Source organism: Sphingomonas antarctica (assembly GCF_965137005.1).
GTDB classification, from domain to species: domain Bacteria; phylum Pseudomonadota; class Alphaproteobacteria; order Sphingomonadales; family Sphingomonadaceae; genus Sphingomonas_O; species Sphingomonas_O antarctica.
In genome coordinates, this window is record NZ_CBCRXM010000003.1 from 275486 (window position 1) to 290670 (window position 15185).

Sequence of the window (15185 nt, forward strand, 5' to 3'; positions counted from 1 at the left end):
CGCGCCTGAGCCAAGTTAAGCTGCCCTGAGGGGAGGGCCGCCGGTTGCGCCTGTCGCGCGTCAAGCTGACTGGATTCAAGAGTTTCGTCGATCCGGTGGAACTGCGCGTTCTGCCGGGATTGACCGGTGTCGTCGGCCCCAATGGTTGCGGCAAATCGAACCTGCTGGAGGCGATCCGCTGGGCGATGGGCGAAGGCAGCGCCAAATCCTTGCGCGGCGGCGCCATGGAAGACGTGATCTTCGCGGGCACCGCCAGCCGCCCGCAACGCCAGTTCGCCGAAGTCGCGATCCTCGCTACCAATGAGAATGGCGAGGTCGAGGTCGTGCGTCGCATCGAACGCGGCGCGGGATCGGCCTATCGCATCAACGGCCGCGACGTCCGCGCGCGCGACGCGCAATTGCTGTTCGCCGACGCCGCCACCGGCGCGCATTCGCCCGCCTTGGTCAGTCAGGGCCGGATCGGCTCGATCATCGCCGCCAAGCCCGCCGAGCGCCGCCAGATGCTCGAGGAAGCAGCGGGCATTTCCGGCCTCCACGTTCGCCGCCGCGAAGCCGAGATCCGGTTAAAGGCGACCGAGACCAATCTCGAGAAAGTCGCCCAGAGCCTTGCCGAACTCGAAAACCGCGCCGCGGTCCTGCGGCGTCAGGCGCGCTCCGCCGAACGCTATCGCCGCCTGACCGACGAATTGCGCCTGGCCGAAGCGCGGCTGATCTTCGCCCGCTGGCGTGACGCCAACGATGCCGCGCGCGCCGCCCGCGACGAAGCCGTCACCGCCGAAGCGCTCGCCGCATCCGCTGCCGAAGCGCAACGCGCCGCCGCCGCCTGGGCCCGCGAGGCCGCCGATCGGCTCGCCACCCTGCGCAGCACGGCACAGACGCTGCGCGACGCTGCCGCCGAAGCCCGTCATGCCCAGGCCAGTGCCGAGGCCGAGCGCAACCGCATCGAGGCGCGGCTCGCCGAACTCGGACAGTCCCGGCGTCAGCTCGAGGCCGATCGCGCCCGCGAAGGCGAATTGGCCGGCGATGCCGCCGACGCGATCGCGCGCCTGACCGCGGAAGCCGAGGCGCTCGACGCCGCGATCAGCAACACCGCCGCCAGTCGCCCTGCTTTGGCGACGCGCCTTGCCGACGCGGACCGGGAGGTCGCCGCCGCCGAATTGTCGCGCGCCAACGCGCTCGCCGCCCAGGCCCGCGCCGATGCCGAACGCCGCGTCGCCGAAGCCGCGCGCGCCGCGTCCAACGCTGCGCTCGAACGCGCACAGAGCGACCATGATCGCCTTGCGCGCGAAGCCGCTGCGCTCATGCCACTCGCGGATGCGGAGGCCGCCGCGAAGCGGGCCCAATCGGACCGCCAAGCAGCGGAAATCGCGCAAGCGACAGCCAACGGCACCATCGCCGCGCAACAGGACGCGCTGACAGCGGCGGCTGCTGCTGTGGGTATTGCACAACCGGCGCTTTCGGCATCGCGCGCCACGCTCGCCGCCGCCGAGAGCGAGGCGCGCGCGCTCGCGTCGTCGCGCGACGCGGGAGAGGGCGTGCTCAAGCTGATCCGCGTCGATTCGGGCTATGAGGCCGCGCTGGCCGCCGCGCTCGACAGCGACCTCGATGCCGGCCTCAAGGGCATTCGACGCTGGGCGGGAGGCGGCGCAGACACGGCAGAACCGCCGCTCCAGGCTGGCGAGCCATTGGCCAAATTCGTCGCGGCCCCGCCCCAACTCGCGCGCCGCCTTGCCCAGATCGCGGTCGTCGAACGCGACGAGGACCAGCCGCTCGGCCCCGGACAGAGGCTCGTCACGCGCGATGGGCGGATGCGCCGATGGGACGGCTTCATCGCCGACGAGGCCGGTCAGGCGACCGCCGAGACGCTGCGCCGCCGCAACCGGCTGGCCATGCTCGATACCGAATTGCCGGGCCTGCGCGATGCCGTGGCGGCGGCGGACGCGGCGCTGTCGGAGGCGCGGGGCGCTGAAGCCACGGCGGCGACCGTGCTGGCACAGGCGCGGCGCGATCGCGATGCGGCCGACGCCGCGCTGCGCCACGCCTTGCGTACCGAAGACGCCGCCACTGCGGAATTTGAACGGTTGACGGCGCGTCATGCCGAACTCGCCGACCGCATCCAGAGCGCGGCGGTTATCGTCGCCGCCGCAGAGGCCGCAGCGCAGGATGCTTGCATCGCCGTCGACGCCCTGCCGTCGTCATCGGATGGTGCCGCTCTTGGTGCGCTCGACGCTGCGGTTGCCGAGGCGCGCCGCGCATTGACCGCGCTGAACAACGATCTGGCCGGGCTTGACAATCGCTTGACCGTCGATCGCGCCCGCATGGCGCAGGCGCGCAAGGAGGCCGAGGACTGGCGCGCGCGCAGCGGGGCTGCCGGGCGTCGCGTCGCCGAAATGGACAAGCGCGCTGCCTCGATCGCCGCCGAAGCGGAAAAACTCGAAGCCGACCCCCGCCGCGCCAGCCAGGCAGGAGCCGCATTGGCCGGAAATGTGGAGCGTACCGCGCTCGCCAGCGCCGAAGGGGTCCGCGCCGAAGTCGAGGGCGAGGCGGTCTTGCGCGAACGCGAAGACATTGCCGCCAAAGCCGGTGAAGCGCTCGCCGAAGCGCGCGAAGCCCGAGCCGGTGGCGCCGCCCGCGCGGAGAACGAAGAAGCGCGCCGCATCGAAATGGGCCGCGTCTCCGCCGAGCGCTTTCAATGCCCCGCCCCCGTCCTTCCCGAAAAACTGGGCTTTGACGAGGCATCGGTCGGCCCGGTCCCCGGGGAATCCGCCACCCTCGAACGCGCCACCCTCGAACGCGAGCGCCTCGGCCCCGTCAACCTCGTCGCCGAAACCGAACTTGAGGAAGTGACCGCCCAGCTCGGCGCGCAGGCGGATGAGATCGCCGAATTGACCGAAGCCACCGCACGCCTGCGCGGGTCGATCGGCAGCCTCAACCGCGAGGGGCGTCAGCGGCTCCGCGCCGCGTTCGAAGCCGTCGACGGGCATTTTCGCCGCTTGTTCGCAACCCTGTTCAACGGCGGTGAGGCGCACCTTGCGCTGATCGATTCGGACGACCCGCTCGAGGCCGGGCTCGAGATCATGGCGCAGCCGCCGGGCAAGAAGCTGTCGTCGCTGACGCTCCTGTCGGGCGGCGAACAGGCGCTGACTGCTGTCGCACTGATCTTCGCGTTGTTCCTGACCAACCCCGCGCCGCTGTGCGTCCTCGACGAGGTCGATGCACCGCTCGACGACGCCAATGTCGAGCGGTTTTGCGACCTGCTCGACCGCATGGCGGCGGACACCGACACGCGTTTCCTGGTCGTCACGCACAATGCCCTGACGATGAGCCGGATGCATCGCTTGTACGGCGTGACGATGGTCGAACAGGGGATCAGCCGCCTCGTCTCGGTCGATCTGGGCGGCGCGACAGAATTGCTTGCAGCGGAATGAGGTTTCTCCTCGCCTTGGTCGCGCTGATCGCCGCGCCCGCCACTGCCAAGCCGACTTACGTCGCCGCCGGCACATGTGACGGCCTGCCGCGCGTCCAGCTGACGACGCCGCGCGGCATCTGCGTCGGGCTGGTCGCCGAACATCTTGGTTTCCCGCGCGGGCTCGCGCTGATCGGGCGCGACGTCTACCTCGCCGACCTCGCCTCACGCACCCCCGGCCACGGCCGCATTCTCAGGCTCGGCGATTATGGCCGTGCCGCGCCGGTGGTTGTGCTGAGCGGCTTGAACCAGCCCAACGGCCTTGCCGCAACCGCCGACGGCAAACTCTATGTCGGCGAAGTCGGGCGGATCATCCGCTTCGACCCGCGCGCGCCGAACCCGCAAGCGACGATCAGCGTGATGGTCTCGGGCTTGCCGACCGACGGACGGCACAATCTCACCGCCTTCATCCTTGCGCCCGATGGCGCGCTGATCATCGGCAGCGGCGCGCGCAGCGACAATTGCGAGACGGACGCGGGCAGGCTGCCCAATCCGGCGGCACTCTGCCCCGAAACGCGCGAACGGCCGCCGCGTGGCAGCCTCCTTCGGCTCGACCCGACGACCGTACGGCCAGCCTCCGCCGCCAGTCTGCCGCCCTTCGCCACCGGTATCCGCAATGCGATGGCCTATGCCTTTGCGCCCGACGGCACGCTGATCGCGGCCTCCAACGGTCGCGACAACATCGATTCGGCGGACAAACGCCTGTCGGACGACGCCTTGCCGCACGACGTGTTGCTCAAGATCGTGCGCGGGGGCGATTATGGCTGGCCCTATTGCTTCGACGCGGGGCGGCCGAGCCCCGAATATCCGCGCTTCGATTGCCGGACCAGGCGTGCGCCGGCGATGCTGCTCAGCCCGCATGCCGCACCGCTGTCGATGATCCGCTATCGCGGCACCCGTCTGAAGGTGCTGACCGGCAAGCTGATCCTTGGTTATCACGGCTATCGCGCCCGGGGACACCGCATCGTCGCGATCGCGCTCGACGGCTTGGCCCCCGTGGGCGGCGAAGTCGACGTGGTCAGCGGCTGGGCCACCCGCGAAGGGGTGCATCCGCAAGGGTTTCCGTCGGCGCTGCTCGAACTCCCCGATGGCAGTATCCTGATCGCCGAGGATCAGAACAGGACGTTGTTGCGGCTGTCGACGCCCTAGAAATCCAGACCGATCGTGACTGCCGGGCCCGAGCGCGGCCTAGCATTGCCCGTCAATCGAAAACGATATTCCCCGGCAATCCGCATACCGGTCGTGCCAGCGCGGAGCCGCATCTCGACCAGCGGGCCGGCTTCCACGCGGCGGGTGTCATCTTGCGCGCTGGCCCATGCGCCGCCGCCTGCGCCCAGGCTGATGCCCGGATAGATCTCGCCGCGCCTGGTCACCCGCGCCTGCGCGTCGCCGAACCAGCGGCGCGAATGCACGCCCGCGACGCCCGCCTGGGCAAAGCCATCGAACCGCATTCCGGCAGGCAGCCTGACGTCATAGGCTCCACCATAGGCGGTGACGACAAACGCGCCGTCCTGCGCGTCGAGCCGCTGACGCCGTTCGACCAGCAGTCCCAGGCCGCGCCCGCGCAAAGCATAGCCTGCCGACACTTCCACGTCAGGCGCGCCCAAGGCGCGGCTGATGCGCGCCGTCAGCCCGACCGGCGCGTCCGCGCCTTGGAGGAACAAGCGTGCACCCAATTGCGAACCGCCGAGCGATGGCACGCCGACCGCACCTCCGGTACCATTGACCAATTCCCACGCACTGCCGGTCAGCGCGTGAAACCGTGTCCGGCGCGGCACGAAATTGGCATCGACCAAGCCGCTGCGGAGTTGCGGATAGCGCCCATTGGCGACCGGATCGACCGAGGTTGGCAACCCGACGAATTTCTGAGGTCCTGCAGACGCAACGGCGAAAGCCGGAGCGGCGGTCGCTGGCATCTGCCGGACATTCGGTATCTTATTAAAGGCCCCAGGCTCACGGGTAATCTTGGCAAGCGTTGCGAGAACCATCGTCGGACTTTGGTGAGCTTTGCCGTGAGGCTTGGGGGTCGTCGCGACAGGAGCAGGCGGAACGCCTGGCAACATTCCGCGCTCAGTCGTCAACCAAGGTGCCAAAACCGCAACCCGCACCCCGATCCAGACGGCAATCAGGGCGACGGGCGCGCCGAGCGGCCCAAGGCGCAGACCTTTCAAGATAAAGGGCTTTGGGGAAAGACGTGCGCGGTCTTGTCCCACCGCACCATCCCGCTCCGCCGCGATTCGCGGTACAGCCGCACGGCACGCCAACTTGCGGCGATCAGGATGGCGTTGGCGACAAAGGTGCGCGGGAAGCTCAGCAAACCTTGCCGCCAGCCATAGGCCGCGACGACGAAGGCGGCGCGCACCGCGAGTCGCCAGACCATCAGTGCCGTCACGCTGATCGTCAGCCACGCGGGCAGATCGAAAAAGCGTGTGCCACGCCCAAACAGCCACAATCCAGCCCAGAGCAACAGCGCGACATAGCCCGCCGCGAGCACCGTGGAGGCGATCAGCGTGCGCCGGTCGCGCGCGCGCATCCAGCGTTCGGCGACGCCACCATGCCAGTTCAGCCGGTCCCAGCCGTGCAGCGCGATTCCCGCGATCCAGCGTCCGCGCTGCTTGATAGCCCCTTCCAGAGTTGCCGGGAAATGCTCGTGCGTTGCGACCAGTTTCCCGTCCGACCCTTCGATCCGGACGAAGGCGGCACGCCCGCCCGCAGCACGCAGACGCAGGCCGAGTTCGTAATCCTCCGTAAGGCTCGCCGCATCGAACGGCCCATCACGCCCGGCGGTGACGGTCTCCAGCGCGGCGCGCGCGAAAACGCAGCCGACGCCGGCCGACGGGATTCCCGCTCCGGTTTCCTCGCGCGCGAGCAAGGTCTTGCCGTGATGTTCGGCAAATTCATCGAGATAGGTTCCGGCGATCCAGCGTGAGCCGCGATCGACGAGGGGCAGGACCGGCAGCTGGATCATTGCAAAGCGGTCGATCAGGCTGGCGAAAACAATCAGTTCGTCGGGATGCACGACGTCTTCGGCATCGTGGAGGACCACGCCGCGATATTTCGCGCCGTCGCATATCTCGTCCGCGCGCATCGCACGCCATAGGGTGTTGAGCGCGTCGGCCTTGGTCGTTGGCCCGGCACGCTCGTTGACCACCACTCGCAATCGCGAATCGGCAATCGCCGCCAGTACGGCAGCTGTTGCCGGGTCGTTGGGATAGATTGCGACATAGACCACGCAGTCACCGAAACTGCCGAGCAAGTGACGCAGCATTGCGCCGATCACCGCGCTTTCGTCCCAGGCAGGAATGAAGATCGCGAACCGGCCGGACGCGGCGGGGAGCGGGAGCGTCGCGACGGTGGCGCGCGGACGGCGGCGGAATGCGACGGCACGGCGGAGCGAGCGCGCGGCCCAGGCGAGATCGACGAGCAGTTCGTCGATCCCGCCGATCAGGAACCCCGCCGCCGCGAACAATGCGAGTTCGCGCGCGGCGATCACTACAAGATGTTCAACCCCCACAACACCTTGACGCTAGTCAGGGTGCCCAGTGGATGTCCACCGGCAGCTCGCAATCGGCGAGCACGCGACCGATCGGTGTCGGCGATGCCGCGCCCTCCTCGATCGCCCGTTCGACCAACGCGCGCTTGGCATCGCCGGTAATCGTCAGGATCAGCGTGCGCGCGGACACGATCGCCGCCCGCGACAGGGTGACACGGTCGACCGGCGCTTCCTTCGGCATTTCGGCGGGCCGGACGCCCAGAGCGCGGCGTTCGCGCGGGCCGTTCAGCGCTTCATCGAAATCGTCTCCCGGAAAAATCGAAGCGGTATGTCCGTCGGCACCGACGCCCAGCCAGACGAGATCCGGTGGCCAGCCGAGATCGGCGAGCAACGCATCGGCTGACCGTCCCGCCGCCTTGTAATCGGGAGCCTTGTCGCTGGTCAGCGGCACGACGCGCGCACCCTTCGACAGGAACAATTTGGCGATCATCGTGACGTTCGAAAGGGCATCGCCCATCGGCACCAGACGGTCGTCGGTCGGGATGATCGTGACGCGCTTCCAGTCGCGCTTTTGGCCTGCGAGCCTGGTCAGCGCCGCGACGGGCGTCGTACCGCCGGGCACCGCGATCAGCGCCGCGCCGCGCGCGTCGATCGCCGAATCCAGGATGAACCCGACATCGCCCGCAACCGCGTCGGCCAGTTCATCCGCATCGTCATAGTCCCACCATTCGGCTTCGATCGGCATTTGAGGTCACATCTCCAATGGTGGGGGACTTAGGGGATCCTGTCGGGTGAGCGCTTCCGCCTCGATCAAATCGAGTGCGTTATGCGCTTCGACATAGCGTCGCGCGAGGGCGAGCCAGGCAGTGGTCTGCGGTCCCTGCGGCAGGCGCGCGACTTCGGTCATCGCGCCATCGACTTGCCCGCTTTCGACGAGGAGGCGCGCGCGGTCGAGGCGCGCATCGGGTGTCGGTGCCACAGAGCCTTCGCGACGGACCACGAACAGTGAGCCCAGTGACGTGCGCGTCGCCTGCCACCAGCCCTGATTGGCGGTGGGTCGCGTCACGACGGGTTGAAGCTGGGCGAGACCGGCACGAAGCGCGGCGATGGTCACCGGCGACTGTGCGGCGCCGATGATGCTGCCGACCGCGCGCGGCTGGGTCTGGCCGAAACGCTGGCGCAACGGCTGTTCGACGTAACCGAGGCCGACGCCGCGATCGACCGCGCGGCGCGCGGCAAAGGCGAGCAGCAGGCTTTCGGCACGGTCGGCATTGCCGGCGGCGGCGGCGGCGCGAAGATCGACGCGCGCCATTCGCGATTCGATTTCGGCGACGCGGGTGTCGATGACCTGTGCCTGCCCCAGCGTCGTCGTGGCCAGCGGTTGGGCCGGCGGCACCACCGTGGCGGTCGCCGGTTGCGTGACCGTCGTCGGCGCAGCCGCAACGGGCGTCGCGCGCCAGGCCTGCCAACGCGGAATCGCCAGCGCCATCGCGCCGATCCCGGCGACGAACGCGATCAGCACCGCGGCGAGCAAGGTACCGAAGGTGCGGCTGCGGGGGTCAGACGCCATGATCGGGGTCTTCGCACAGGCTTGCGGCCATTGCCAGCATCGCGGCATCGGCGGGACGACCGGCAGAGACGACCGCGCGCCAGCCCGATCCGGCGGCTTCGGCCACCCCCGGACTGATCGCCACCAGGGCGTAGGCCGCCCGATCGTGGACAATCGCGCCAAATCGTCGAGCTGCGCGTGCCGAATGCAGCAAAGCGACGCCGGTGGCGGGCAGTTTGGGCGGCGGCAGCGCTTCTGCCGCATAGACCGCAACCGACGTCACGCGCGCACTGTCGAGCGGGACATGGCGTCGCCCGGCAAGGTGGACGAAATGGCGGTAACGACTGGCCGCGACGACGCTCGCCCCGTCACCTTCGCCAATTTGGGTAACGTCCAGTCCGGCGCCGCGCGCCGCATCGGCGGTCGCTTCGCCGACGGTCACCACGGGAAGATGCGCGAATCGCATCAATTTCTCGCCAGCCGCGCGGACCCCGCTGGCGCTGGTCAACAGCAATGCGTCGAACGCCGCGGGATCGGGCGCGATCCACGCCATCGGCTGGATTTCGAACAGCGGCGCGACGACGATCTGCAGGCCGAGCGCCCGCGCCCGCGCCGCGGTCGCATCGGCACCCGGCTGGGGACGGAGGATGATGACGATCACCTGCGCGGATAAGTAAGAAGCGGGCCGACAGGTCAAGCCCCCGAACCGTGGTCTCGCTTTCCCTCGACCGCGCCACGCCCTAAGTCCCTGGCGTGGCATTGATCCTCGGCATCGAATCGAGCTGTGACGAAACCGCAGTGGCGCTGGTCAGAGATGACCGGACAGTGTTGGCGCACAAGCTCGCCACACAGGAAGCGCATCACCGTCCATTCGGTGGCGTCGTCCCCGAAATCGCCGCCCGCGCGCATGTCGAAGCCGTGGGGCCGTTGGTCGAGGCCGCGTTGGCTGAAGCGGGCGTGTCATTGGCGGATGTCGACGCGATCGCCGCGACGGCGGGACCGGGGCTGATCGGTGGCGTGCTGGTCGGGCTGATGACCGCCAAGGGGCTGGCTTACGCCGCCGACAAGCCGTTGATCGCGGTCAATCATCTGGAGGGGCATGCGCTGTCCCCTCGTTTCGCCGACGCCGATCTCGCATTCCCTTATTTGTTGTTGCTCGTCTCGGGCGGGCATTGCCAATTGCTGCTGGTCGGGGGTGTCGGGCATTACCGGCGGTTGGCGACGACCATCGACGACGCGGCGGGCGAAGCATTCGACAAGACGGCCAAGTTGCTGGGCCTCGGTTTCCCCGGCGGCCCGGCGGTCGAGGCCGCAGCGCGCGCGGGCAATCCCAAGGCGGTGCCGTTGCCCCGCCCCCTGAAAGGATCGCGCGAGCCCCATTTTTCCTTCGCGGGCCTCAAAAGTGCCGTCGCACGCGCGGTCGAAGCGGGGATTTACACGCGCGAGGATATCGCCGCATCGTTCCAGCAGGCGGTGGTCGATTGCCTGATCGACCGCACCGCCCGCGCGCTCGAGACGCTCGATAATGACGTCACGGCGTTGGTCGTCGCGGGCGGCGTCGCGGCCAATGGCGCGGTTCGCATCAGCCTCGAGGAGCTGGCGATCGCGCGCGGACTGCCCTTCGTCGCGCCGCCTTTATGGCTGTGCACCGACAATGGCGTGATGATCGCGTGGGCGGGTGCCGAGCGATTCGCGCAAGGCCTGACCGATCCGCTCGACACCATGGCGCGCGCGCGCTGGCCGCTCGACCCCGCGGCCGAAGCGGCACGCGGTGCGGGGGTGAAGGCGTGAGGATTGGCGTCATCGGCGGTGGTGCCTGGGGCACCGCGCTGGCGCAGGTCGCCGCGGCGCATGGCGAACCGGTGTGTCTGTGGGCGCGCGAACATGACGTCGTCCGCTGCATCAATACCGAGCACGAGAACCGGCTGTTTCTGGCGGGCGTGAAATTATCGCCGTCGATCGGCGCGTCCGAGAAATTGGACGATCTGGCGGGATGCGATGCCGTGCTGGCGGTGGTACCGGCCCAGCATTTGCGCGGGATTCTGGCGCAATTGCCGCGACTCAGCGGCCCGCTCGTGCTGTGTGCCAAGGGCATCGAGGCGGACACCCACGCCTTAATGTCGGAAGCCGCCGCCCAAGTTCAGCCGGACGCGACGGTCGCGGTGCTGAGCGGTCCGACCTTCGCCGCCGAAGTGGCCCAGGGTTTGCCCACCGCCGTGACCCTGGCTTGCGGCGATGCGATGGTTGCCCGCGCGCTCGCCGAACGGTTGGGTCGCAAGAATTTTCGCATTTACGCGTCCGACGACGTCACCGGGGCGGAGATCGGCGGCGCGGTGAAGAATGTGCTCGCCATCGCTTGTGGCGTCGCGGAGGGGCGCGGGCTGGGGCAGAATGCGCGCGCCGCCTTGATCGCGCGCGGCTTTGCCGAAATGACGCGTTACGGCTTGGCGCGCGGCGGGCGGGCGGAAACTCTGGCGGGACTGTCAGGCCTCGGCGATCTGGTCCTGACCTGTTCGTCGACGCAGTCGCGTAACTTCTCGCTCGGTGTCGGATTGGGTCAGGGCATTGCGGCGGCGGAGTTGATGGCGGACCGCGCGACGGTCGCCGAGGGCGCCTTTACCGCGCCGGTGCTGCGCGAATCGGCGCGCAAACTCGACGTCGACATGCCGGTGGTCGAAGCGGTCTGCGCGCTGCTCGAAGGGTCGGCGGCCGTCGATGACGTCATGACGGCCTTGCTCAGCCGGCCGCAGCGGGCTGAAGGGTAGCCGTCGCCCCGGCGAAGGCCGAAGCCGCTACCGATGGAGCACTCACGTTCGTAGCGGCCCCGGCCTCCGCCGGGGCGACGCGTTCTAAAAATCCCAGGCGATGCCGTTATTTTCCCAGTCCCCGTAACGCGTGGGCTCCAGCCCTTTGGGGCCGCCATGTTCGTTCTGTTCCGCAACGGCTTCCGGCGCAGGCAGTGGCGGCGATGGCGTCAAATAGGCGGGCGGTTTGACGTGGGGGGGCCGCTTGCTGTTCATGCGCACAATGTCGGACCCCGAGAATGAAGAGGCAAGAGGCGTTCCTGCGCGCATGGCAGCGTTGCGCATGCTCGACGCCGTGATCAACCGCGGCCAGACGCTCGACACCGCGCACGGCAATTTCACGCGCGCGCTGCCGCCCGAAGACGCGAGTTTCGCATTGGTCATCTCCAGCGAGACGCTGCGCTGGCTGGTCGATCTGGATGCGTTGATCGATTCGGCGACGCCGCAACCGCTGGCCAAGGACGTGAAGGCGCGGACCGTCCTGCGCATCGCTTTAATCCAGGCGCTGAAGCTCGGCACCCCGCACCATGCCGCGATCGCCACCGCGCTGCCGTTGATCACCGGCGGCCCCAAGCGACTGGTCCATGGCGTCTTCGGCACGATCGTGCGCGGCGGAAAAAAGCTGCCCGCCAAACCGACGCTGCCGGAGGCCGTCGCCGCCCGCTGGGGCCATTGGGGTTTCGGTGCCTTGGGCGAGATTGCCGCTGCCTTGGGTGAACAGCCGCCGGTCGCGATCACGCGCAAGGACGGCGCGTCGGAAACGCTCGTGCGGGGCACCCGCATCGCCGAGCTGCCGGGCTATGCCGAGGGCGATTTCTGGGTGCAGAACCCCGCCGCCGCGTTGCCCGCACAGTTGCTGGGGCCTGGCGAAGGACGCCATGTCCTCGACCTGTGCGCCGCGCCGGGCGGCAAGACGATGCAACTCGCCAGCGCCGGCTGGCGCGTCACCGCCGTCGACAGTTCGGCCAAGCGGATGGAGCGGCTGCACGAAAATCTGAAGCGCACGCGGCTCGATGTCGAAACGATCGTCGCCGATTTGCGCGAATGGGCACCCGCCGAACCCGTCGATGCCATCCTGCTCGATGCGCCCTGCACCGCGACCGGCACCCTGGCGCGGCATCCCGACGTGATCCACCGCATTGGCGCCAAGGATATCGCCACGCTGTCCGAACTTCAGGCGCAATTGCTCACCCGCGCTTGCGACTGGCTCAAACCCGGCGGGCGGCTGGTCTATGCCACCTGTTCGCTGGAGCGCGAGGAGGGTGAGGCGATTGCCGCCGCCGCGCCGCTGCCGGTCGATTCGATTTCGGAGCCTCTGCCCGACTGGGCCGGGCGCACGCCCGAAAGCTGGTTGCGCATCCTGCCGCGCCCCGGAATCGACGGCTTCTTCATCGCGCGATTCGTCCGCCCGAACTGAACGCCGCCGCCGTATCATTGTCATTAACGTGAATCGGCCTATCTTTACCGGTGAAAGGCGTTTGCGCTGATGAATGACGACAAGACCCCCGGTAACCCTTGGGTGAAAAGCCTGCTGATCTGGGTCGGCATTCTGGCCGCCCTGGCGCTGTTCGTCAGCCTGTTCGACAGCGGCAAGAAAGCCACCGCCGGCACGGCCATCGCCTATTCGGAATTCCTGTCCAAGGTGAACGAGGGGTCGGTCAAGGACGTCAAGATCGCCGGTGACGTGATCTCCGGTACCCAGTCGAATGGCGAGGCGTTCAAGACCAACGCCATTCCCGATCCGTCTCTGGTTGGTCGCCTGACCAAGGCGAATGTGCGCTTTTCGGGTCAGCCCGAGGAAAGCGCCTCGATCTGGCTGGTGCTGCTGTATCAGGCGCTGCCGTTCGTTCTGATGATCGGTCTCGCGATTTTCGTGATGCGCCAGATGCAGAAATCTGCCGGTTCGGGCGCGATGGGCTTCGGCAAGAGCCGCGCCAAGATGCTGACGCAAAAGGAAGGCCGCGTGACCTTCGACGACGTCGCCGGCATCGACGAAGCGCGCGAGGAATTGCAGGAGATCGTCGATTTCCTGAAGGATCCCACGAAATTCGCCCGCCTCGGTGGCAAGATACCCAAGGGTGCGTTGCTGGTCGGTTCGCCCGGCACCGGCAAGACCCTGCTCGCGCGCGCCATCGCCGGTGAAGCGGGCGTGCCGTTCTTTACGATTTCGGGTTCGGACTTCGTCGAAATGTTCGTCGGCGTCGGCGCAAGCCGTGTGCGCGACATGTTCGTCGAGGCGAAGAAGAACGCGCCGTGCATCCTGTTCATCGACGAAATCGACGCGGTCGGGCGCCATCGTGGCGCTGGCCTTGGCAACGGTAATGACGAGCGCGAACAGACGCTGAACCAGCTGCTGGTCGAGATGGACGGGTTCGAGGCCAATGAAGGCATCATCATCGTCGCCGCGACCAACCGTCCCGATGTGCTCGACCCTGCCCTGCTGCGTCCCGGCCGTTTCGACCGTCAGGTGGTCGTGCCGCGCCCCGACATCGAGGGCCGCGAGAAGATTTTGCAGGTTCACACCAGAAAGCTGCCGCTGGCGCCCGATGTCGATATTCGCACCATCGCGCGCGGCACACCCGGTTTCTCGGGCGCCGACCTCGCAAACTTGGCCAACGAGGCCGCTCTGTTGGCCGCGCGAAAGGGCAAGCGCCTGGTCGCGATGCTCGAATTCGAGGAAGCCAAGGACAAGGTCATGATGGGCGCCGAGCGGCGCTCGATGGTGATGACCGAGGACGAGAAAAAGGCGACGGCATATCACGAGGCCGGTCACGCGCTGGTGTCGTTGCACGTCCCCGGCTGCGATCCGCTGCACAAGGTGACGATCATCCCGCGCGGCCGGGCGCTGGGCGTGACGTGGAATTTGCCCGAGCGCGATCGTTATTCGACCAATATGAAGCAGATGAAGGCACGGCTCGCGCTGTGCTTCGGTGGCCGGATTGCCGAGCAGATCATTTATGGCATGGAAGAACTCAACACCGGCGCGTCGAACGATATCCAGCAAGCGACCGACATGGCCCGTTCGATGGTCATGGAATATGGCATGAGCGAAAAGCTCGGCTGGCTGCGGTATCGCGACAATCAGGACGAGGTGTTCCTCGGCCATTCGGTGTCGCGTTCGCAGAATATCAGCGAGGAAACCGCGCGCCTGATCGATCAGGAGGTTCGCCGCCTGGTCGAGGAAGGCGAAACGACCGCGCGCAAGGTGCTGACCGACAATCTCGATGAACTGCACAAGCTGGCCGAAAAATTGCTCGAACTCGAAACGCTGTCGGGCGACGAAGCCAAATTGGCGATCAAGGGCGAACCGATCGACCGCGATCGTGCTCGCTCCGACCGCCCGGCGCAGATTGTCGGCGGATCGTCGATCCCCAAGACCAAGCGTCCCGGGATCGGCGGCGCGGCACCCGCCGGAGCCTGACGGTTCCGGCGCGGTTCAGCCGCGTCATGATATCTCGACATCGCGCGACGGCCGGTTAGGGTCGTTACCAAGCGAAGGGGTCGTGATGAAGTTTCGAATTATATTGGCGGTGGCTTTGATTGGCGTGGCGGCACCCGCTTCCGCGATGACCGTGGCCGAGTTCATGGCCAAGGTCGACGCGCTGAAAGCCAAGGGGCCGTTGGCACTCTTTTCGTCCGACATCGGCGTGCTCAAGGCCGAAGGCATGTCCGCCGGCGAATCGATCAAGCGCGATCAGGAGACGGCACTCGCAGCCGGGCGCCCCGCGCCGACCTGCGTCCCCAAGGGCTCAAAACTCGGCCAGAACGAGCTGCTCACCTATTTTGGTAAAATCCCGCCCGCGCAGGCGCGAACCTTGTCTGTCAAACAGGGCATGGTCGGGCTGATCCGCCAGAAATGGCCGTGCCGCTGAC

At 67.7% G+C, this 15185-nt stretch carries 13 protein-coding genes; 7 read left to right on the forward strand and 6 right to left on the reverse strand.

The window, feature by feature from the left end; all coding sequences use genetic code 11:
- The first annotated feature begins 44 nt into the window (after positions 1-44).
- Positions 45-3428 (forward strand): chromosome segregation SMC family protein, encoded by a 3384-nt coding sequence (locus ACM9ME_RS05185; protein ID WP_415642375.1) that lies wholly within the window; start codon positions 45-47, stop codon positions 3426-3428.
- Positions 3425-4615, forward strand: a complete 1191-nt coding sequence (locus ACM9ME_RS05190; protein ID WP_415642376.1) for a PQQ-dependent sugar dehydrogenase — start codon at positions 3425-3427, stop codon at positions 4613-4615. Before ACM9ME_RS05185 ends, ACM9ME_RS05190 begins: the two co-directional genes overlap by 4 nt.
- Here ACM9ME_RS05190 and ACM9ME_RS05195 read toward each other — a convergent pair.
- From ACM9ME_RS05195 to ACM9ME_RS05215, 5 genes are all read right to left on the reverse strand, one after another.
- The gene (locus ACM9ME_RS05195) at positions 4612-5382 is read right to left on the reverse strand and encodes a hypothetical protein (protein WP_415642377.1); all 771 of its coding nucleotides are present in this window, start codon (positions 5380-5382) and stop codon (positions 4612-4614) included. The two genes, ACM9ME_RS05190 and ACM9ME_RS05195, sit on opposite strands and share 4 nt — an antisense overlap.
- A gap of 251 nt (positions 5383-5633) precedes the next feature.
- Positions 5634-6959 carry a glycosyl transferase family protein gene (locus tag ACM9ME_RS05200; RefSeq protein ID WP_415642378.1) on the reverse strand — a complete coding sequence of 442 codons (1326 nt, stop codon included), beginning with the start codon at positions 6957-6959 and terminating at the stop codon, positions 5634-5636.
- Between the two features lie 37 nt (positions 6960-6996).
- A complete protein-coding gene (pgl, locus tag ACM9ME_RS05205) occupies positions 6997-7704 on the reverse strand; it encodes a 6-phosphogluconolactonase (protein WP_415642379.1) in 708 nt (235 codons plus the stop codon).
- A gap of 6 nt (positions 7705-7710) precedes the next feature.
- Entirely contained in the window at positions 7711-8529 is an 819-nt protein-coding gene (locus tag ACM9ME_RS05210) for a hypothetical protein (RefSeq protein WP_415642380.1), read from the reverse strand.
- Positions 8519-9169: a uroporphyrinogen-III synthase gene (locus ACM9ME_RS05215; protein WP_415642381.1), complete on the reverse strand. Its 651-nt coding sequence runs from the start codon at positions 9167-9169 to the stop codon at positions 8519-8521. The genes ACM9ME_RS05210 and ACM9ME_RS05215 overlap by 11 nt, the downstream gene beginning before the upstream one ends.
- Positions 9170-9261: 92 nt before the next feature.
- Here ACM9ME_RS05215 and tsaD point away from each other — a divergent pair, with 92 nt between their 5' ends.
- Positions 9262-10299: a tRNA (adenosine(37)-N6)-threonylcarbamoyltransferase complex transferase subunit TsaD gene (tsaD, locus tag ACM9ME_RS05220; protein ID WP_415642382.1), complete on the forward strand. Its 1038-nt coding sequence runs from the start codon at positions 9262-9264 to the stop codon at positions 10297-10299.
- Positions 10296-11273, forward strand: coding sequence for an NAD(P)H-dependent glycerol-3-phosphate dehydrogenase (locus tag ACM9ME_RS05225; protein ID WP_415642383.1), 978 nt, complete (start codon positions 10296-10298; stop codon positions 11271-11273). Before tsaD ends, ACM9ME_RS05225 begins: the two co-directional genes overlap by 4 nt.
- 84 nt (positions 11274-11357) lie before the next feature.
- Here ACM9ME_RS05225 and ACM9ME_RS05230 read toward each other — a convergent pair whose 3' ends face one another.
- A complete protein-coding gene (locus ACM9ME_RS05230) occupies positions 11358-11597 on the reverse strand; it encodes a DUF1674 domain-containing protein (RefSeq protein WP_415642384.1) in 240 nt (79 codons plus the stop codon).
- Here ACM9ME_RS05230 and ACM9ME_RS05235 point away from each other — a divergent pair.
- The 3 genes from ACM9ME_RS05235 (at position 11536) to ACM9ME_RS05245 (ending at position 15184) form a co-directional block, all read left to right on the forward strand.
- A complete protein-coding gene (locus ACM9ME_RS05235; RefSeq protein ID WP_415642385.1) occupies positions 11536-12729 on the forward strand; it encodes an RsmB/NOP family class I SAM-dependent RNA methyltransferase in 1194 nt (397 codons plus the stop codon). The two genes, ACM9ME_RS05230 and ACM9ME_RS05235, sit on opposite strands and share 62 nt — an antisense overlap.
- A gap of 69 nt (positions 12730-12798) precedes the next feature.
- Entirely contained in the window at positions 12799-14733 is a 1935-nt protein-coding gene (ftsH, locus tag ACM9ME_RS05240; RefSeq protein ID WP_415642386.1) for an ATP-dependent zinc metalloprotease FtsH, read from the forward strand.
- Between the two features lie 85 nt (positions 14734-14818).
- The gene (locus ACM9ME_RS05245; RefSeq protein WP_415642387.1) at positions 14819-15184 is read left to right on the forward strand and encodes a hypothetical protein; all 366 of its coding nucleotides are present in this window, start codon (positions 14819-14821) and stop codon (positions 15182-15184) included.
- Position 15185 lies beyond the last annotated feature (1 nt).